This window comes from Hafnia alvei (assembly GCF_034424155.1).
GTDB lineage: Bacteria > Pseudomonadota > Gammaproteobacteria > Enterobacterales > Enterobacteriaceae > Hafnia > Hafnia alvei.
This window is the reverse complement of the sequence record NZ_CP139993.1, coordinates 75,155-94,801: the sequence shown is the minus strand read 5'-3', so window position 1 is coordinate 94,801 and position 19,647 is coordinate 75,155. Positions and strand designations below refer to the sequence as shown.

Here is a 19,647-nt window from a genome sequence, read left to right as displayed (position 1 = left end):
ATTTTTTTGCAAAAAAACATAGTGACAAGAAGATGACTATTGTTCGATAGAAATTAACATTATTCATAGTGAGTTTATGTAAATCTCAAGATTACATATCGACAAATCAATGAATATTTAAAACATATTATTTCAATAGGCATGACATAATATGTTTTGATGATTGTGATAATGACCTATTTTGGATAAATAGGTACATATTTATTAATGCAGATAATAGTTTTATAAGTAATTAATAGTTGTGTGATTTAATGTATTGCCCGTAAAATGAAAGTCTACGGGCTTTAGTTACTTAGAGTATTCAGAACGTCATTAAATCTGATTGCGTCATATAAAATATCGTTGTTGAGCATTTATGAATGTTCCGCATTTCATAAATTATTACGCCAATATCCATGATTGAACACATCTTTTTGGATCTCGTGAGTAATAAGATGTACCGAATTATTATCATGAAATCCATCTACTGTGCAAAGTGTTACGTCATTGTCAGAAGTGAGTATGAAAATCTTACTATCTGGATAAACTTCCCCAATCCTAGATCTTAGTTCTGATGTATATTCATCATATTTTTTTTGGGGTATATTTTTTATTTCTTCATTAGAAATTTCAATCTCGATAAACATTGCAATACCTTTGTATAAATAAAATAATTATTCTCTATAGAAATACTACATGAACTTGATAATCAATAACAAGGTGTTTAAAAATTTAATTCTAGTGTTGTTTAACAGACGTTTAAATATATGTCAATAAAACCTCGAATAATTTAAGAGTTTAAATAAAGTTTGGATTAACAAGTATCTATAATTGAAAAAAATGATATATCCTATTTCAGCAGTAAGGTAAAAATAATTGTTAGCATGAAAATAATGTATTTAAATAGCAGGTGAATTATTTAAAAAAACCATCGTTAGACACTTCACTATATTACAATACTATTCAAGTATAAAAAACTATTATATTTAATGGTGTTGAGGTGGTATGCCGAGTGGGTAATTAAATAAAAGTATTAAAAGTACTAAATTAAGTATAAGTATTGGGCAGCAAAAGAGCGTGTCAACGTTTCTGATGAATCAGGAAAAGCCTTAAATTAGTCCGTATTTGGCACAGAAAAGTTTCGACCGCTGTTGGACTAAAAATTTGATCGTACTTTCCTGTGACTGACGATGAGCTTAACGTTCCTAATGTGTCAGATTAGCGTAGTAGCAATTTGGCCTGTGCCGGTGACATGGAAAAACTTAAATCAGGTGTTATATCGAGCGCAAAAATTTTCGTATACACCTCGGTGTTCTCCATCCTTTTATGCCCCATCAATGCCTGAACCTGTTTGATATGTATGCCATTCATCAGCAAATGCACCGCATAGCTGTGCCTAAACGTATGTGGTGTAATGGGACGAACTGAAAATGTGACATTGTCACTTTTAGCGCGCTCAACTGCCGCTTTTAGCCAGTTGCGTGGTGTTTCTTGGCTGGCCACCTCCCACATAGGAGTCGCTCGGCGCGTCAGCAGTCTAAAAGTCGCAAAATATTCCTGAAGTCGACGAACATAATCTTCATCGGGTAAAGGTACTGCTCGGAAGGGTACTTCCTGCTGTTCTTCTTTCGTCGGACGTCCTCGAGTTCGCGGTGCCCGTTGTTTCAACGTTCGCAATCTGACGAAGGGCATATCCGCGTTGAAAAAAAAGTCACTGGGTGTGAGCGCCAATGCTTCGTTGATCCGAGCACCGGTGTTCCATAATGTTTCAATCAATACTCGCTGACGCAAATCGGGAAGATAGCTGAGCAGCACTGAAATTTCTGGTGCCAACAAATAACGGGGCACATCCAGATCGGCGGCGATGGCCATTTCACGAAGTCGAACTGCGCGCGCATAGTTGCCAGGTAAACCGATCGCGCTACGTGAAATCTGTTCTAGATTGTGGGGTATCAGACTCAATTTTTTAATCTCCGCAATCTCATGCAGTTTAGTGCAAAATATGTACAATAGTGGTCATGGTACAACGCCGGCTGCCGGCCATAAATTAAAAAGACGTTTTCTAGTGACCATTTTGCCGAGCTTGATGATAACAGGGAAGGGGAATAAATCGGTGATCGGTCAGTGCTAGTATTGGGGAAAAAACGAAATAAACGTAAAAAACAAGACATCTGCAACATCCCTAGTCAGCCCATAATGATGCTGCCGTAAGCAAATAAGTATGCTAAGCCGCAGCCAGTAAGGCCTGCAGGAAGATTACAAGGCAATGTAAAGTCTTTGGGGATTCCAACGGAAATGCCCAAGGAAGCATGCTGTTATATAAAGATGAGATGATAGAACGATTTTGGTATCGACATGCATATACGTTTAGGGAGACGAGAAACTGGGTAATAAACTACGATGAAACTTAGACTTGATTTTTAGAGTGAGAGTAAATGTATCCATCCATATGCAGCTCAAAATCATCTTAAGATGTCATTTCGTAGTCGAGTGGCTTCAATTCGATAACATAATGGTATTTTAATCATGATCACTATAACTATTAAAGATTAATAGTGTGCAATTGTTATTACCGATCTTCACTATTAACGCTACCTTGCAATTTTAATAACTGAGGCCTAGTACGTAACTCACGATCGAAAAAAAGTCGTAATAACATTTAGTTTTGAGATGTTACTTCACGTTAACTAAGAAAATGTAAAGTTAACGTGAAATAAAATTAAAGTTTTATCGATTTAAAGCGTTTTTGATTACTCGCAGTGTAGTGCACTGTATGCTGAATATTTCGATGCCCTAGGTAATCTTGGATCAGCCTAGTATCTATTCCATTATCCGCTAGTTTGAATCCACAAGCATGGCGAAGCATGTGAGGATGAACTGATACAGGAAGGTTAGCCATCTTTCCATATTTTTTTATAAGGCTATATACCTGCTGGCGGGAGATTGGTGTCCCATTACGTGATAAGAAAAAATAATTAAGCTCATTGTTTAACCTATATTTTCTAACATACAACCATTGAGAAATAGCCTCGATCTCTTGCGGTTGTAACGGATGTATTGTTGATAATCCATTCTTCAATCTAGATATATATATATTCTTTCCTTTAATATCTATATCTCCAATCTTAATATTTTTGAGTTCACTCACGCGTAAACCATGTATATATGACATCATAATCAAACATCTATCTCTATAATAAAACTCACCCTCCGGAACAGAATTTATCATCGCTTCGATCTCTTCGCTAGTAAGATATTTACGTGAACTCATACTAGTCTCATTGTCATGGTGGCAATAACGTATTATCACGAATATAAGTATCTGATCTCAACACACCGAAACCAGCTCGCTCATTATTTATAGTAAAAAACAATTCTGCTATTACTAGCAAGTTATTCATCATGAATCTCCAATATCTACCATTTAGTAATTACTACTTCCTAAAACCTAATATAGTTATCACTGGACTTAATTAACACCAATAGTCTATATATATCAGATGGTTATAATTTTCTATACTCTGCAGGATCCCATGAATGTCATGATACATACAGATCACTGTTTTGGTGATTGATATATTACTGTTTTATTTTTCGATCAAATTAAAATTTGGTTCAGTGTTTAAATAAAGTTTAATTTTTTCATTAAAACTACCTAATATTTTTCTTAAAGATACCACTTAGGTATTACTTTATATTCGTGTATTTTTCTCTAGATGGATAAGTTGCTCTAATATTATTAGCGAGCTATGTATGCTGATGCGAGTTTCGTGAAGATACTTATGAAATTCCCATTCTTTTATACAAAACCATCATTATATTAGGTGTTAATTTTATAATTAGAATCACTAATACAAGTTAATATAGAAATGAAATATTGTTTATTTATTATGTACTTTATTATTTTGTGATGTTCACGTTTTAATGTTTAATCAATATTAATGTAATGATGCAATAAATAGGTTAATGTTAATATGGTTAAATCTATATTGCTTATGTTTTTTTGTTAACTATTGGCTATAATTATAGATTCAAGGATTGAATTAATATGACTGTTTTGATTAATAAAAAGACATTCTCGGTTGGAGAAACCACAAAATTAGTTTAATTCAAGAAGAGGAAATTATTATGCCTAATAGACGATATCTCACAGAGTCAGAGGTTCATCGTTTGCTCGTTGCTGCTAAACAGGGAAGGAATCCTGAGCGTGACTGTTGTCTTATTTGGATGTGCTATATACATGGATGCCGCGTTAGTGAAATTAGCCATTGGCGACTATCCGATGTCGATTTTGCGAGTGAATGTATTTACATACACCGTTTGAAAAACGGATTTTCAACAATACATCCATTATATCCTATTGAAAAAGAGGTTTTATTTAGCTGGATAGCTAAGCGTAGTTCTTACAAAAATGCCGAAAGTGATTGGGTATTTTTATCAAGAAATGGCAATCGTATTTCACGTCAGGTAATGACTCCAACTTATTGATAGTGTTTTATGTTCAGATAATGCCCGATGACTTTGTCATGCAGCTCCACCGATTTTGAGAACGACAGCGACTTCCGTCCCAGCCGTGCCAGGTGCTGCCTCAGATTCAGGTTATGCCGCTCAATTCGCTGCGTATATCGCTTGCTGATTACGTGCAGCTTTCCCTTCAGGCGGGATTCATACAGCGGCCAGCCATCCGTCATCCATATCACCACGTCAAAGGGTGACAGCAGGCTCATAAGACGCCCCAGCGTCGCCATAGTGCGTTCACCGAATACGTGCGCAACAACCGTCTTCCGGAGCCTGTCATACGCGTAAAACAGCCAGCGCTGGCGCGATTTAGCCCCGACATAGCCCCACTGTTCGTCCATTTCCGCGCAGACGATGACGTCACTGCCCGGCTGTATGCGCGAGGTTACCGACTGCGGCCTGAGTTTTTTAAGTGACGTAAAATCGTGTTGAGGCCAACGCCCATAATGCGGGCAGTTGCCCGGCATCCAACGCCATTCATGGCCATATCAATGATTTTCTGGTGCGTACCGGGTTGAGAAGCGGTGTAAGTGAACTGCAGTTGCCATGTTTTACGGCAGTGAGAGCAGAGATAGCTCTGATGTCCGGCGGTGCTTTTGCCGTTACGCACCACCCCGTCAGTAGCTGAACAGGAGGGACAGCTGATAGAAACAGAAGCCACTGGAGCACCTCAAAAACACCATCATACACTAAATCAGTAAGTTGGCAGCATCACCCTAAGTTTGACCGTTGTACTCATTGCGTTGTTAATCCGCTAAACGATTATTGGCCCTTACTATAAAAACACATAAAATATGCGCCGTTCTTAATGAAAGAATACATTCAGAACAAACCAGGCAAATGGTAGGGCTGTGCCAGAGAAAACTCACTCCGCGACACGCCAGGGTTTCATCAGCAGATGGTTATATCAACGACAATACAAAGATTTTTAGTTACAGCATATTAACGTCAGACAACGGTTGAGTCGCTTTAATGTTGTCATACAAAATTTTACTACTCTATCCAATAAGACAAATCTCGGGGCCTTCAATAATCAGCGTCTGCTTTCATTATGGATAACGTGACAAAGATATGATTAGCCTCTACGCCGATATTTGACGAGGAGGCTAAAGTTTACCGTAACAGCTATTAATTAAGCGGATAGGCATCTTCACCAAGTTGCTCTTCATCCATCCCAGATAGCTGATATTCTTTTTCAACTCGGACGGGTGTTAGCTTGTCGATGAACCATAAAATTCCATAAGTAACTATGAACGACCAAACGCTTGCGAATACGACAGCGACAATTTGTTTGAACAAAAAGTTTACGTTACCGTCAAGTAAACCAGAAACACCTTGTGGATTCCAAATCTGAGTCGCAAACACTCCTAGAAGAATTGATCCCGTTACACCGCCCATGCCATGAACGCCAAACACATCTAGCGCATCATCGAGATATCTTCGCATTAAAGCCACAGTAAAATAACAAACTATGCTGGCTAAAATTCCGATGAGTGCAGCCGACTGTAGAGAAACATACCCAGCTGCGGGTGTAATCGTTGCTAGCCCCGCGATAGAACCTGTAAGAAAACCAACAAACTTAGGCTTTCGAGTATGACAATATTCAATTATCAGCCATGTTATAGCGGCACATGCTGCTGCTATATCAGTCGCAAAGAAGGCCGAAACCGTCACTGTATTGACTCGAAGTTCAGATCCTGCATTAAAACCGTACCAGCCGAACCACAACAATCCAGCACCAAGGGCAATAAAGGGAATGCTGTGCTCGCCGCCTTTGGTCATAACGCGTTTACCAACGTATAATGCTGACGCTAATGCGGCAAAGCCAGCGGTAGCATGAACAACAATGCCACCTGCAAAATCCAGTACACCCCATTTTGCAAATAGACCATTGGGGCTCCAAATCATATGAACGAAAGGACAGTAAACTAACAGCAACCATAGCGTCAGGAAGATCATGTAGGCACGAAAAGTCACGCGATTTGCAAATGCACCGGTTATCAAAGCTGGGGTTATAATGGCAAACATCATCTGGTAGCCAATATGAACAATAAGAGGTATTCCGCCAGAGTTACCCGTATACATTGTCCAAGGTTTAACTCCATTGAGAAATGCGTAATAGGTGGGATCACCAATGATCCCATTAATCGTAGGGCCAAAGCATAGAGAATAGCCAACAACAAACCAAAGAATTGCTACCCATCCCATAGATACAAAGCTTTGCAACATGATTGTAAGGACATCTTTACGCGAAACTAGTCCTCCATAGAAGAAAGCTAATCCCGGAGTCATTAGCATAACTAAGCTTGTACACAGCAGCATGAATGCTGTATTGCCAACATCGATTTGATGAAAAGCAATAGCTATATGTTCCATAGTGTTATTCCAAATAAGAACGTTAAACTACAAAGAAGCAGATATTTATATATAAAAAAAAGCTCTGTCACATCTAGGATATACAGGTTTTGATCTGCCTAAATGTGTAAATATAGATGTGCTTTCAGCGATAATTCACTGATTAGTAATGTGTTTTCATCTCTTCTCCCACATTTAAATGTCGTAGTCATCATTGTAATTTCACTATTCATTGCCGATATACAAAATAAAAGTTCAACATCTTTATTATTCCGTCTGACTCACAGCTATAAAATCTCCAAGGGGATGTTATACATTGAGCATACTAATTAAAGCACGTAGTTGCCCATGTCATATATTACTAATAGATTAGTATATGTGATAAAACGGTCAAATTTTTCAAAGTTAAAAAAACAGGATGCTTCATCATGAAATTAAGTCTATTGTTGTAATGATGATATGGCAGGAATGAAGGGTGTATTGAAAATGACCATGTATTTTGTTAGTGGAAATCCACTAGGACTAAGTATTTATTCTAAATTCTATCTATAGGCGTTTTCCTATCGTTCTTTGTTTTACGATAGGTTAATAGTGGATAGCAATTACTGGATGATGAATTCGTTTATGTATCAATAAATTCAATAACGACAGGAAGATATATGCAGCTCACCCCCAGAGAAATTGAAAAACTCATGATCTATACGCTGTCTGATGTCGCGTTCAAGCGTAAAAATCGCGGTCTTAAGCTCAATTACCCAGAAGCAGTATCGATTATTACTGTTACTGCTTTGGAAGGGGCTCGTGACGGTAAAACCGTAGAAGAAGTCATGAAAGAAGCCAGTCAAGTATTAACGCAAGAAGATGTTATGGAGGGTGTTGCCGACCTCATACCAAACGTCCAAGTCGAGGCTATTTTCACCGATGGTAGCCGGTTAGTGACGGTACATGATCCTATCAAATAAATGGTGAGATTTTGTGAACTAACCTTAACCTAATCTTATAGAGGACTTTAGGATGAGTACCAAAAGTAAATCAAATGAAAGCGTAGAGCAAAATACACCCCTTGGCGGATGCATTCTGGCAAAAGAGGTGATTACTTTCAATGAGAATAAGCCGGCCGTTAACGTTCAAGTGCGAAATACTGGAGATCGTCCAATTCAAGTGGGTTCACACTTTCACTTTTTTGAAGCAAATCGGGCCTTGGAATTTGATCGTGCTGCAGCATTCGGAAAAAGATTAAACATCACCTCAACAACGGCAATTCGTTTTGAACCAGGAGATGAAATTGAAGTTAGCTTGATCCCCTTTGGTGGTAAGCAAACTTTATATGGATTTAATAATTTAGTCGATGGCTGGACAGGCGAAGGCGTCGTCTCTGACCACGAAAGACCAGATAAAATTGGTGCAATTAATCGTGCGATTGAGCGTGGTTTTAAATTTTCTAAATAAATAGAGAATCAATAACCTAAACCTATGCTTATTCGCAATAATTTTCCGCTTATATTAGATATAGTAAGGATATAAAATGCCTCAAATTTCTCGGCAAGAATATGCAGGTCTATTCGGTCCAACAACGGGGGACAAAATCCGTTTAGGAGACACAAACCTTTTTATTGAAATTGAAAAAGATTTACGTGGTTATGGTGACGAGTCTGTTTATGGTGGCGGTAAATCGTTGCGAGATGGAATGGGGGCGAATAATAACTTAACACGTGATAATGGTGTACTCGATCTCGTTATAACTAACGTCACTATTCTCGATGCAAAGTTAGGTGTTATTAAAGCTGATGTTGGGCTCCGTGACGGGAAAATTGTAGGTATTGGTAAAAGTGGAAACCCAGATGTCATGGATGGTGTAACGCCTGGCATGATTGTTGGGGTCAGCACCGATGCTATTTCTGGTGAGCATTTGATTTTAACTGCTGCTGGTATTGATTCCCATATTCATTTGATATCTCCACAGCAAGCCTATCATGCATTGTCTAACGGTGTGACAACCTTTTTCGGCGGCGGAATTGGCCCAACTGATGGTACAAATGGTACTACAGTTACACCTGGTCCGTGGAACATACGTCAAATGTTGCGTGCGGTAGAAGGATTGCCTATCAATGTGGGAATCTTGGGCAAGGGTAATTCTTATGGCCGAGGTCCTCTATTAGAGCAGGCTACCGCAGGTGTCGTTGGTTATAAAGTACATGAAGACTGGGGGGCAACGGCAAATTCTTTACGCCATTCGCTACGTATGGCGGATGAAATGGACATCCAAGTTTCGGTACATACCGATAGCCTAAACGAATGTGGGTATGTAGAAGATACCATTGAAGCCTTCGAAGGGCGGACAATTCATACTTTCCACACAGAAGGTGCTGGAGGGGGGCATGCGCCAGATATCATCCGCGTTGCTAGTCAACCTAACGTATTGCCAAGCTCAACAAACCCAACCTTACCTTATGGGATCAATAGCCAAGCTGAGCTATTCGATATGATCATGGTATGTCACAACCTAAATCCTAACGTGCCGGCTGATGTTGCCTTTGCCGAAAGCCGTGTTCGCCCAGAAACTATTGCGGCAGAGAACGTTTTGCACGATATGGGGGTTATTTCGATGTTCTCCAGCGATTCACAGGCCATGGGACGTGTAGGGGAAAACTGGTTACGTGTTATGCAAACCGCTCATGCGATGAAAGTATCTCGAGGTAAGTTGCCAGAGGATTCTGCCGATAACGATAATTTCCGAGTTCTACGTTATGTTGCAAAAATAACGATTAATCCTGCTATAGCACAAGGTGTCAGCCATATCTTAGGCTCTGTTGAAGTGGGAAAAATGGCTGATCTTGTACTTTGGGACCCTCGTTTTTTTGGTGCTAAACCTAAAATGGTCATTAAGGGGGGGATGATTAACTGGGCTGCAATGGGTGATCCAAATGCATCATTGCCTACTCCACAGCCAGTATTCTATCGCCCAATGTTCGGTGCAATGGGTAAAACGATGCAAGACACCTGCGTTACCTTTGTTTCTCAAGCTGCATTCGATGATGGCGTAAAAGAGAAAGCGGGATTGGATAGACAGGTTGTCGCTGTTAAAAATTGTCGTGCTATCTCTAAGCGAGATTTAGTGCGTAATGATCAGACACCACATATTGAAGTTAATCCAGAAACGTTTGAAGTCAAGGTGGATGGTGTTCATGCAACTTGTGAGCCTATCGATATAGCAACAATGAACCAGCGCTACTTCTTTGGATAATTTAAACGAGTCTGGTACGACATACTAATTTCTGGATCATCACACCGAATAGTACACGGATGATGGTAAGCAACTTACCTAAGAGATAATACTTTCATGATTTTAATTGAGAACGTACTTGGAAATATTAAAAAAGATCCCGTTTGGCAAGCAAAGCTTAAAGATTCCACTATTGACTTGTTAGTACTAGACCAACGAGAAGCCCAAAAAAGCCGCTGTCGTAAGTTTAGTTCTCAAGGAGCAGACCTCGGCATATCTCTCGAGCGCAACGTAGTTCTTACCGATGGGGATGTGCTGTTTTGGAATGACACATTAAATACTGCTATCGTCGTTCAAATCCAGCTACGCGACGTCATGGTTATTTCTCTTAATGAGTTAAAAAAACGTTCATTCGATGAGTTAGTTAAGACCTGCTTTGAGCTGGGGCACGCATTAGGTAATCAACATTGGAAAGCCGTGACTAAAAACAATGAAGTTTATGTACCACTGACCGTGGCGACTACCATGATGGATTCGGTGATGAAAACTCATGGTTTCCAACATCTGCCTTATCATTTTGCTAAGGGTGCAGAAATTCTGCCATTGCTCTCTAATTCGGAAGCTCGCCTGTTATTTGGTGGTGCTGAGGATACGGATACTCATGTTCATGTCAGCCGGGGGGAAACTTCATCGCCAATTTCTGGTTTACATATTGAAAGTATTCACACGCACAATCATGAACATAGTCATGGCGATCATATACACGAACATAAAAGTTAACTTGCATTGGAGGCAATTCTCGTGAATGCATCAGATCTCATTCGTATTATGCAGTTCGGTGACTCCGTATTACCCGTCGGGGCATTCACTTTTTCCAATGGCGTAGAATCTGCCGTCCAAACTGGCATTGTTTATGATGTAGCCACATTGAAAGGGTTTGTTTTAACTGCATTAAAGCAGTCTGCGAGCTGTGATGGAATTGGTCTCATCGTGGCTCATCGCGCAGTAATTGCAGGTAACCTTGAAGAAATAATTCATGCAGACTGGGCAATAAACAACCGCAAGCTTAATGAAGAAAGCCGTCTGATGTCGACGCGAATGGGGAAAAAGTTAGCGGAGATGTCTATACATGTCATCGAACATCCTTTGATTAGTTGGTGGCTAGCGCAGATCAAACAAGGCGAGACTGCGGGGACTTACCCGGCAACTCAAGCGCTGATTATGGCCGTGCAGGGAATTGCAGAGCGAGAAGTTGTCGTGATGCACCAATATGGCGTAGCAATGACTATTTTAAGCGCGGCTATGCGATTAATGCGTGTCACCCATTTTGACACACAGCGTATTTTGTTTGAGTTAACTCAGAATATTGACGCGTATTGTGATATTGCCGAAGTTGGCGATATTCAACAAATGTCTTCTTATACACCGATAGTGGATGTACTTGCTGCAGTACATGTTAATGCGCACGTACGATTATTTAGTAATTAATGATAACTGGGAAAGATACACATGAAAAACCATGTAGCAAATTACTCTTCGAACAAAAAAATAGCGCGTATTGGAATTGGTGGTCCTGTTGGATCTGGAAAAACGGCCATCATTGAGGTTATTACGCCAATCCTCATTAAGCGAGGGGTCAAGCCTCTTATTATCACCAACGACATTGTAACTACTGAAGATGCCAAACAGGTTAAGCGAACGTTAAAAGGTATTTTAGATGAAGAAAAAATTTTAGGAGTCGAAACTGGCGCTTGCCCTCATACAGCTGTGCGTGAAGACCCGAGCATGAATATTGCCGCTGTAGAAGAGATGGAAGAACGCTTTCCTGATAGCGACTTGATTATGATTGAAAGCGGGGGAGATAACTTAACGCTCACGTTTAGCCCGGCACTAGCCGATTTTTACATCTATGTTATTGATGTTGCTGAAGGTGAAAAAATACCACGTAAAAATGGCCCAGGGCTGGTACAGGCCGATATTTTAGTTATCAATAAAATTGACCTTGCTCCCTATGTTGGCGCTAGTCTTGATATTATGGAAAGTGACACTCAAGTGGTTCGAGGTGGACGTCCTTATATTCTAACTAACTGTAAAACAGGGCAAGGTGTAGAAGAGTTGGTTGACATGATTATGCGTGATTTCTTATTTACTCACGAACCACCAGAGGGAGAGAGCGCATAATGTCACGGGGATCTGATTGCATAAATAGAGATTCACTAGGGAGTCATCATGCATTAGGTGCTCATGCTCCAGAGTTAGCGCAATACCAGAGTGAACCAGCGCAAATGCGCAGTGGTGCCATTGGTAAAAGAGGTTATCTCAAGCTTAGATTCGCAAAACGTGAACAGCGTAGTATTTTGGCAGAAATGGAACGGCGAGTTCCGTCTCTGGTGCAAAAGGCATTGTACTGGGATGAAGAAATGCCTGAACTACCTTGTGTCACGATGATTTCAACATCGGGATGTATTTTGCAAGGTGACCGATTAGAGACCGACGTACATGTGGAACGGGGAGCTTGTGCTCATATTACCACACAGTCAGCGACTAAAGTTCACATGATGAATGCCAACTATGCATCTCAGACACAAAAATTTACTCTCGAAGAAAACAGCTATATGGAGTTTATGCCAGATCCACTTATTCCGCATAGAAACTCCCGTTTTATCACTGATACGTCTATTTGTATTCATCCGACAGCGACAGCTATTTATTCGGAGATCTTAATGTCGGGACGGAAGTATCATCATCCTGAAGAGCGCTTTGGTTTTGATGTTTACTCATCTAGAGTAGCCGCCTACGACTTGAGTAATAAGGAGTTGTTTGTTGAGAAGTATATATTAGAACCTAAATCAGAAAGCCTTGATGCTATCGGCATTATGCAAGATTTTGAAGTCTTTGGTAATGTGACATTATTAACGCCAAAAGAACACCATGATCGAATCTTAGCCCGAATACCAGCTCGGTTTGATGTTGATCACCAAATAGCTTGTGGTGCAACAAGATTGCCTAACCATTGTGGCTTAATATTTAAAGTATTGGGCGTTAACAGTTCGGGTGTAAAAGCTGAAATAAGACAATTTTGGCGAGTTGCCCGTGAGGAAATTTTAGGTATTACATTACCAGAGAAATTTATATGGCGTTAGGACTAACCTACCAGCTATATAATGTTATGCATTAACTTTCATTTGAGAAATGATTACATGATGAATACAAATAGAAGCAATCCAACTTTTTGGATGAAACTTGTCGAGTCGAACATATTCATTGAATTCATTGACGTTACCTTACGTGGTTGCGCGCAGGTTATGTTTCAAAATAATCCCTTAACTGGATTGTTTTTTTTTGCAGCTATTTTTATCGGTGCCTATGGTGAAGGTCACCCCGCCGTTGCTTATGGCGGGGTGTTAGGAACAGTCGTCGCGACGTTAACAGGTCTAACAGTTCGTGACCGTAAGTCATGGCGAGTGGGATTATATGGCTATAACGGATGTTTAGTTGGCGTCGCGCTACCAACATTTTTAGAAATGAGTCCGTTGGTTTGGGGATGTATCGTCCTTGGTAGTATCATTTCAGTTGTTTCTACACTCTGTATTGCTGATATATTAAAAACATGGAAAGTTGCTGCTTTAACTGCACCTTTTGTTTTCACCACGTGGATTATTCTGCTTTCGAGCTATGCCTTCTCAAGCTTGCATAACGGTGGACTACCGCATCCCTCGTTCCCCCACCAATTTATAGTAGAAACGAATAGCACTGAGAATCGCCACTACGTTTTTGATAGCCTCTTTAATGGTATCTCGCAAATATTCCTTTTCAGTAGCCTCATTGGTGGCATCTTATTTCTTATTGGGCTAGCCATTGAATCTTTATGGGCTGCTATCTTCGCTGTCTGTGGTTCGTTTTTAGCAATACTTACTGCAACGTTTTTAATGGCGAATTACGATAGCATCCATCTTGGACTGTACTCGTTTAGTGCTGTGTTAACGGCCATAGCTCTTGGCTCTACTTTTAATAATCCAAGCTGGCGAGTCCTAGCTTATACGTTGATTGGAGTTATTTTTACCGTGATCGTGCAAGGAGCATTAGATACGCTACTTTCTCCGCTAGGTATTCCAACGCTAACGATGCCATTCGTTTTAGCTTCATGGCTTTTTCTTGTGCCTAATAAAGAGATTATGCCAGCACATCGGCAATGACCCACATCGATTAATGTTTATCTGTTGCCTATTGTCAGGTCTTAGAAATATTCTGGAGAGCGAGTATGGTTAATATCACCCAAAAAAGAATCATGCATGGTTCTCTAAGCACGAAACGCCGAGCGATTTTTTTACTTGTCGGCTTGCTAGTTGTGAATGGATTAGCATGGGCATGGGCGTTTCTTGAGTTCAAGGATAATGCCGTGCTTATGGGGATGGCTCTGTTAGCTTATAGTTTTGGGCTACGTCATGCGGTCGATGCTGATCATATCGCTGCCATTGATAATGTTACACGTAAACTCATGCAGCAGGGAAAAACCCCCATTGCCGTTGGTACTTTTTTCTCCCTTGGGCATTCTACCATTGTGATATTAGCCTCATTGGCTATTGCTGCAACTGCGATGGCATTTAAAAATGATATGTCCTGGTTTCATGAGACGGGGGGCTTGATTGGTACGCTGATTTCATCGGCATTTTTGTTATTATTCGCATTTCTTAATTTGACGATCCTTCTTTCAGTATATAAAAGATTCAGACAGGTTAAGGCCGGCTATAAGTATAAAGATGAAGATTTAGATCTTCTGGTTGCGAACCAAGGAGGTTTTTTAGCTCGCTTATTCAAGCGTGTATTTAATTTAGTCAACAAAAGTTGGCATATGTATCCGGTTGGGTTTCTATTTGGCCTAGGTTTCGATACGGCAACCGAAATTGGTGTGCTAGGGATTGCTGCAGCGAGTGCAACACATGGAATGAGCATGTGGGCTATCATGGTTTTTCCCATTTTATTTACGGCTGGAATGGCTTTGATCGATTCACTAGATAATTTTGTGATGATTGGAGCATATGGCTGGGCGTTTTCTAATCCAGTGAGAAAACTCTACTATAATATTACTGTGACCGCTGCTTCCGTTATCGTTGCCTTTTTTATCGGTGGTATTGAAGCATTGGGGCTTATTGCAGAAAAAATGAATTTAAGTGGTGGAGTTTGGAACGTAATTAATCATCTTAGTGACAATCTTGGTGAGATCGGTTATTGGGTTATCGGGATCTTCATTCTATGTTGGATATTCTCAGCAGCAATATATCATGTCCGTGGCTATGATAGCTTACGTATTAATCGATAAAGCGGTGGCTCACAGTTTCTTATGGAGTCTAATAACAGGCTTTAAATGATTTAGATTAGATGAATTCATCATAAAATTCATTGATTCTTCATGTCAATATTATTAATTGCGCCAAATTTGACGGTAGAGATTTTTGAAAGAACATTTGGAGTGAGACATGGTATAAATAAATCCATGAGCAAATCGCTAATATGAATATAGTCAATTGTAACTACTTTTCAGTTCTTTATGTTGACAGATTATTCATTTGGCTAAGCTTCAGATGAAAAGTCATTTATGGCATGGAGGATAGTATTTAAACAACAGGGCTGCAGCAATTGAATATTAATTGTGTCTGAATACAACTTTAAAAATAAGCTACTATAGTAAATAAACTTGCAGTAGTTTAATTTGTGACTATCGTTTATAGATGAACACAATGTTATGTATACCAATAAAACTGGAGAGATAAGAATGAACAAGAAATTATTATTAATCAGTATGGTAGGCTTAGTAAGCTTTTCTGCAATGAGCAATGCTGCAGAAAATAGTAAGCCAGTGAAATCATGGACTTGTGAGGATTTTATAGCATTGAATGAAAGTTTTAAGCCTACAGCTATCGGCTTTGCTGAGGCACTCAATAAAAATGACAAGCCAGAGGATGCGGTCCTAGATATCAATGGCACTGAAAAGGTAATACCATTAGTCATCGAAGCTTGCAAAAAAGCCCCAAAAGAATCCTTTATTGGCAAGGTCAAATCTGAGTGGAAGAAAGTAAAACACGATATGTGATTTATGTTATGAACCCACAGTCAGCTCATCGATATGTGCTATTGTATTAGTAAATTAATCTTTGAGCTTATTTATTAAATGAAGTGTAAATAGACTTTAGCTTTAAAATTAACTCTTATCAATAGTGTGTTAATGTAAATGAATAAATGTCGTTATATATATTCTTAAATGATTAAGTTAGTCTCCGCTGCCTATATGAATTTAAAAAATGTCAGATAGCAGCGGTTATGGAAAAAACACATTAAAAATAAATAGGTATGTTAATTATGAAAATTAAACAAACATCTTTAATACTTAGCTTGTTTTCAGCCTGTCTTCTAACGACCGGTATGGCTACAGCTTCACAAGATATAACGCCAAGCAATATGACATGCCATGAATTTCTCGACATGAACCCTAAGTCATACACACCAATTGCGTTCTGGGTTTTGAACAAAGATACCGATTTCAAAGGTGGTGATTACGTGGATTGGAGTGAAACAGAAACAATTGCTACACCTAAGGCCGTTGAGCTATGCAAAAAAGAGCCAAAAAGAACGCTAGAGTCATTGAAAGAAGACTTGGAAAAAGCGGTGAAAAAGGTTGAATAATGCTTACAGTTATTATCTAGAAGATATATAGTTGTTGCTGAATTATACGAGCTTGTACACATAATTATATACAAGCTCAAAAAGTTATTGTTTAATTTAGATAGAAAGAATCAGTAAGTATGTAGGGTGTTTTGACGGAGCATCACTCACAGCAGGTTATTGATAATAAGCAATATTCTGGATAGGTTGATCTTTGCAATTTATTGATATTTCATTGAATTTTGTTTATTATTTAACATAATTATGATTATGCGAATCAATGCTGTCAGCACAAAGCGATCATGTTGTGTTTTACCAAAGTTAAAATGTCGTCTTTCGGTTAATCTGTTCTCACAGGCAAACTATCCGGAGCGTCTATGTTGGCGACCATGAGCCAGAAAGAACTGAACCGCATTCCCGTACTGCAGCAAATTTGCGACAAACTCCTGATATATCTAGAGCTGGCATAGATATGCCAGCTTTAACAGTTGGGGTAAACCACCAACTTTTTTCCCTCATTGACTATATGGCATGCCTACATAATAACGGTCTGAATAAAGTTTATTATTAATCCAAAGCTGGTAATGACTCCAACTTATTGATAGTGTTTTATGTTCAGATAATGCCCGATGACTTTGTCATGCAGCTCCACCGATTTTGAGAACGACAGCGACTTCCGTCCCAGCCGTGCCAGGTGCTGCCTCAGATTCAGGTTATGCCGCTCAATTCGCTGCGTATATCGCTTGCTGATTACGTACAGCTTTCCCTTCAGGCGGGATTCATACAGCGGCCAGCCATCCGTCATCCATATCACCACGTCAAAGGGTGACAGCAGGCTCATAAGACGCCCCAGCGTCGCCATAGTGCGTTCACCGAATACGTGCGCAACAACCGTCTTCCGGAGCCTGTCATACGCGTAAAACAGCCAGCGCTGGCGCGATTTAGCCCCGACATAGCCCCACTGTTCGTCCATTTCCGCGCAGACGATGACGTCACTGCCCGGCTGTATGCGCGAGGTTACCGACTGCGGCCTGAGTTTTTTAAGTGACGTAAAATCGTGTTGAGGCCAACGCCCATAATGCGGGCAGTTGCCCGGCATCCAACGCCATTCATGGCCATATCAATGATTTTCTGGTGCGTACCGGGTTGAGAAGCGGTGTAAGTGAACTGCAGTTGCCATGTTTTACGGCAGTGAGAGCAGAGATAGCTCTGATGTCCGGCGGTGCTTTTGCCGTTACGCACCACCCCGTCAGTAGCTGAACAGGAGGGACAGCTGATAGAAACAGAAGCCACTGGAGCACCTCAAAAACACCATCATACACTAAATCAGTAAGTTGGCAGCATCACCTCCAAAGCTTACCATCGAATTTATCTAATTTAGTTGCGTAAATACTGCCAAATAAAGCGGTTGTTTGTTTAGATTCGATATTGAATTGACCTTTGGTACCATCCTGATATAAAACTGTAACACTAAACGGTGACATTGGCTTAGTGTACAGAACCATATCTTCACGTGAATTTTCAGAATCAACCATGTGTGGTGTAGCATATAAAACACGCTCTATCTTTCCTGTGTAGTCATAAATAAAACCTTTGATAGGTTTTATTATAATTCCTGCATTTTTCAAATCTTGCCCTGAGCGCAATCCTACAAGAAGTTCATTACTGGTAAATCCCATAGTATGTATGGTTAAGTCAGGATAAATTTTAGCCAGAAAAAAATCAGCTGGTAATTCGTTTACAGGAAGTTTTTCAATATTTTTTATTTTTTGGAGATCTATTTTATTTTCATTAATGTCTAGTAATTCCTGAGATTCCTTTAGCGCGGTGATTACCATTTCTTTGGATGGCGTAGGGTGCTGCAATCTAACATTTGCACAACCTACAATTGTGAAAATCATGAATATAAGTATGGAATTTTTTGTATTGAAAAACACTTTTGTCTCGACGGTGTATTCATTAGGTTTTCAATGATAATTAATCACTATAAAATTAGATATGGAAAAATTGGCTCTTTACCTTCTGACATTTCAACCGTTAAGCACAGTTTACCCACCATCGCCTCTATATAACGCTTTAGCGTTCGACGGTATTCTTTCAGGCGACCAAAGCACCTTTCTACAACGTTGCGATTTCGGTAGGCTTCACGAACGAGTGGTGAACGACCATCTGCGGCCATTTTTTCATTGGATTTACGCGGGATGACAGCTTTTATCCCTCTTCTTTTCAGTTCTCTACGTAACGCATGTCCGGAGTAGGCTTTATCAGCCAGCACTGCATAACCACGGCGCTTCATACTCCCGTTCTTGCGCTGAACTCCGATACCGTCCAGGAGGCGTTGTGCAAACTGGCTTTCGTGGGCCTGACCGGGACTCAGATCGCCTGACCCGTCTGAGCAACAGCGACTGGATGACGCTTAAAAAGCAGATAGAACATCACGAGCTGCGTATTGTCAGCTTGGATGTGCCCACCTCATGGCAGGCTTTGTCGGATAAAGACCCTTCGCAGGCTGACCCAATCACCCGCGCCGTGATAACAGCCATCAATAACATGCTTATCGACCTGATGGTCGCGATGTCGCATAAGGACTGGCTGAGCCGCCGCCTGCGTCAAAAGCAGGGAATTGAACTGGCACATACACTGGGGAAATACCGGGGTAAACAGGCCGATCAGGAGCGACATCAGAAAGTCTTGTACTACCGACAGGTAAAGAAACTGAGTATCCAGGAAACGGCTGATGCTACGGGCTACAGCGCGTCACAGGTTTGCCGGATACAAGCGCTTCATAAAACCTAAAAAGCTGAAATAACCGTGTTTATTTGCAATCATGGCGTAATAGTTAACTCCCTGTGACTAGCAGCCTGACAAATCATCTATGTAAGTAAAGTCCGCTATGTGCCAGAAGCGGACGT

19 protein-coding genes and 2 pseudogenes are annotated in these 19,647 nt (G+C 40.2%); 13 read left to right on the top strand and 8 right to left on the bottom strand.

What is annotated here, in order from left to right; all coding sequences use genetic code 11:
- Positions 1-371: 371 nt before the first annotated feature.
- The 3 genes from U0008_RS22195 to U0008_RS22185 all read right to left on the bottom strand — a co-directional run bounded on the left by U0008_RS22195 (position 372) and on the right by U0008_RS22185 (position 3,250).
- The gene (locus U0008_RS22195; RefSeq protein ID WP_043495598.1) at positions 372-626 is read right to left on the bottom strand and encodes a DinI-like family protein; all 255 of its coding nucleotides are present in this window, start codon (positions 624-626) and stop codon (positions 372-374) included.
- A gap of 571 nt (positions 627-1,197) precedes the next feature.
- Complete coding sequence (locus U0008_RS22190) at positions 1,198-1,941, bottom strand: tyrosine-type recombinase/integrase (RefSeq protein WP_043495595.1); 744 nt, start codon at positions 1,939-1,941, stop codon at positions 1,198-1,200.
- Between the two features lie 757 nt (positions 1,942-2,698).
- Positions 2,699-3,250: a tyrosine-type DNA invertase gene (locus U0008_RS22185; RefSeq protein ID WP_043495594.1), complete on the bottom strand. Its 552-nt coding sequence runs from the start codon at positions 3,248-3,250 to the stop codon at positions 2,699-2,701.
- Positions 3,251-4,107: 857 nt separating this feature from the next.
- Here U0008_RS22185 and U0008_RS22180 point away from each other — a divergent pair.
- Complete coding sequence (locus tag U0008_RS22180; RefSeq protein WP_131000213.1) at positions 4,108-4,467, top strand: tyrosine-type recombinase/integrase; 360 nt, start codon at positions 4,108-4,110, stop codon at positions 4,465-4,467.
- Here U0008_RS22180 and U0008_RS22175 read toward each other — a convergent pair.
- Both U0008_RS22175 and U0008_RS22170 read right to left on the bottom strand, forming a co-directional pair.
- Positions 4,461-5,158, bottom strand: a protein-coding gene (locus U0008_RS22175) for an IS1-like element IS1A family transposase (protein WP_327058433.1) whose coding sequence is annotated in 2 segments (ribosomal slippage) — positions 4,461-4,909 and positions 4,909-5,158 — 699 coding nt in all. Because the reading frame shifts where the segments join, the coding sequence is not laid out codon by codon here. The genes U0008_RS22180 and U0008_RS22175 overlap by 7 nt on opposite strands.
- A gap of 467 nt (positions 5,159-5,625) precedes the next feature.
- A complete protein-coding gene (locus tag U0008_RS22170; protein ID WP_043495590.1) occupies positions 5,626-6,873 on the bottom strand; it encodes an ammonium transporter in 1,248 nt (415 codons plus the stop codon).
- 638 nt (positions 6,874-7,511) lie between these two features.
- Between U0008_RS22170 and U0008_RS22165 the strand changes: the two genes are divergently transcribed.
- The 11 genes from U0008_RS22165 (at position 7,512) to hdeB (ending at position 16,756) form a co-directional block, all read left to right on the top strand.
- Complete coding sequence (locus U0008_RS22165) at positions 7,512-7,814, top strand: urease subunit gamma (RefSeq protein WP_043495588.1); 303 nt, start codon at positions 7,512-7,514, stop codon at positions 7,812-7,814.
- A gap of 52 nt (positions 7,815-7,866) precedes the next feature.
- The gene (ureB, locus tag U0008_RS22160) at positions 7,867-8,301 is read left to right on the top strand and encodes an urease subunit beta (RefSeq protein WP_043495587.1); all 435 of its coding nucleotides are present in this window, start codon (positions 7,867-7,869) and stop codon (positions 8,299-8,301) included.
- 76 nt (positions 8,302-8,377) lie between these two features.
- Entirely contained in the window at positions 8,378-10,096 is a 1,719-nt protein-coding gene (locus U0008_RS22155) for an urease subunit alpha (protein WP_043495585.1), read from the top strand.
- A gap of 96 nt (positions 10,097-10,192) precedes the next feature.
- Positions 10,193-10,855: an urease accessory protein UreE gene (locus tag U0008_RS22150; protein WP_043495583.1), complete on the top strand. Its 663-nt coding sequence runs from the start codon at positions 10,193-10,195 to the stop codon at positions 10,853-10,855.
- A gap of 21 nt (positions 10,856-10,876) precedes the next feature.
- Positions 10,877-11,563 (top strand): urease accessory protein UreF, encoded by a 687-nt coding sequence (locus U0008_RS22145; RefSeq protein ID WP_043495581.1) that lies wholly within the window; start codon positions 10,877-10,879, stop codon positions 11,561-11,563.
- A gap of 21 nt (positions 11,564-11,584) precedes the next feature.
- Entirely contained in the window at positions 11,585-12,256 is a 672-nt protein-coding gene (gene ureG / locus U0008_RS22140; RefSeq protein WP_043495577.1) for an urease accessory protein UreG, read from the top strand.
- Entirely contained in the window at positions 12,256-13,218 is a 963-nt protein-coding gene (locus U0008_RS22135) for an urease accessory protein UreD (protein WP_043495576.1), read from the top strand. The genes ureG and U0008_RS22135 overlap by 1 nt, the downstream gene beginning before the upstream one ends.
- Before the next feature lie 60 nt (positions 13,219-13,278).
- Positions 13,279-14,271 (top strand): urea transporter, encoded by a 993-nt coding sequence (yut, locus tag U0008_RS22130; protein ID WP_043495574.1) that lies wholly within the window; start codon positions 13,279-13,281, stop codon positions 14,269-14,271.
- A gap of 65 nt (positions 14,272-14,336) precedes the next feature.
- Positions 14,337-15,395 (top strand): HoxN/HupN/NixA family nickel/cobalt transporter, encoded by a 1,059-nt coding sequence (locus tag U0008_RS22125; protein ID WP_043495572.1) that lies wholly within the window; start codon positions 14,337-14,339, stop codon positions 15,393-15,395.
- Between the two features lie 453 nt (positions 15,396-15,848).
- Complete coding sequence (hdeA, locus tag U0008_RS22120; RefSeq protein WP_043495570.1) at positions 15,849-16,166, top strand: acid-activated periplasmic chaperone HdeA; 318 nt, start codon at positions 15,849-15,851, stop codon at positions 16,164-16,166.
- 266 nt (positions 16,167-16,432) lie between these two features.
- On the top strand, positions 16,433-16,756 hold the full coding sequence (hdeB, locus tag U0008_RS22115; RefSeq protein WP_227660050.1) for an acid-activated periplasmic chaperone HdeB: 324 nt from the start codon (positions 16,433-16,435) through the stop codon (positions 16,754-16,756).
- Positions 16,757-17,330: 574 nt separating this feature from the next.
- Here the strand turns inward: hdeB and U0008_RS22110 are convergent.
- From U0008_RS22110 to U0008_RS22100, 3 genes and pseudogenes are all read right to left on the bottom strand, one after another.
- A protein-coding gene (locus U0008_RS22110) for an IS1-like element IS1A family transposase (RefSeq protein ID WP_327058452.1) occupies positions 17,331-18,028 on the bottom strand; the annotation gives its coding sequence in 2 pieces (ribosomal slippage) (positions 17,331-17,779 and positions 17,779-18,028; 699 coding nt in all).
- Positions 18,029-18,078: 50 nt separating this feature from the next.
- Positions 18,079-18,672, bottom strand: coding sequence for a hypothetical protein (locus U0008_RS22105; RefSeq protein ID WP_147440564.1), 594 nt, complete (start codon positions 18,670-18,672; stop codon positions 18,079-18,081).
- 131 nt (positions 18,673-18,803) lie between these two features.
- Positions 18,804-19,130 (bottom strand): annotated as a pseudogene (locus U0008_RS22100) (transposase); the annotation flags it as partial.
- Between U0008_RS22100 and U0008_RS22095 the strand changes: the two are divergent.
- Positions 19,112-19,531: pseudogene (locus U0008_RS22095) on the top strand (recombinase family protein); the annotation flags it as partial. The pseudogenes U0008_RS22100 and U0008_RS22095 sit on opposite strands and share 19 nt — an antisense overlap.
- Positions 19,532-19,647: the final 116 nt, after the last annotated feature.

Bases quoted from the DNA above. Each gene is read 5' to 3' on its own strand.
- U0008_RS22135 (WP_043495576.1), top strand. From the start codon at position 12,256: ATGTCACGGGGATCTGATTGCATAAATAGAGATTCACTAGGGAGTCAT.
- U0008_RS22180 (WP_131000213.1), top strand. From the start codon at position 4,108: ATGCCTAATAGACGATATCTCACAGAGTCAGAGGTTCATCGTTTGCTC.
- U0008_RS22155 (WP_043495585.1), top strand. From the start codon at position 8,378: ATGCCTCAAATTTCTCGGCAAGAATATGCAGGTCTATTCGGTCCAACA.
- U0008_RS22170 (WP_043495590.1), bottom strand. From the start codon at position 6,873: ATGGAACATATAGCTATTGCTTTTCATCAAATCGATGTTGGCAATACA.
- ureB (WP_043495587.1), top strand. From the start codon at position 7,867: ATGAGTACCAAAAGTAAATCAAATGAAAGCGTAGAGCAAAATACACCC.
- U0008_RS22185 (WP_043495594.1), bottom strand. From the start codon at position 3,250: ATGAGTTCACGTAAATATCTTACTAGCGAAGAGATCGAAGCGATGATA.
- U0008_RS22195 (WP_043495598.1), bottom strand. From the start codon at position 626: ATGTTTATCGAGATTGAAATTTCTAATGAAGAAATAAAAAATATACCC.
- ureG (WP_043495577.1), top strand. From the start codon at position 11,585: ATGAAAAACCATGTAGCAAATTACTCTTCGAACAAAAAAATAGCGCGT.
- hdeB (WP_227660050.1), top strand. From the start codon at position 16,433: ATGAAAATTAAACAAACATCTTTAATACTTAGCTTGTTTTCAGCCTGT.
- U0008_RS22125 (WP_043495572.1), top strand. From the start codon at position 14,337: ATGGTTAATATCACCCAAAAAAGAATCATGCATGGTTCTCTAAGCACG.
- yut (WP_043495574.1), top strand. From the start codon at position 13,279: ATGAATACAAATAGAAGCAATCCAACTTTTTGGATGAAACTTGTCGAG.
- U0008_RS22150 (WP_043495583.1), top strand. From the start codon at position 10,193: ATGATTTTAATTGAGAACGTACTTGGAAATATTAAAAAAGATCCCGTT.
- hdeA (WP_043495570.1), top strand. From the start codon at position 15,849: ATGAACAAGAAATTATTATTAATCAGTATGGTAGGCTTAGTAAGCTTT.
- U0008_RS22165 (WP_043495588.1), top strand. From the start codon at position 7,512: ATGCAGCTCACCCCCAGAGAAATTGAAAAACTCATGATCTATACGCTG.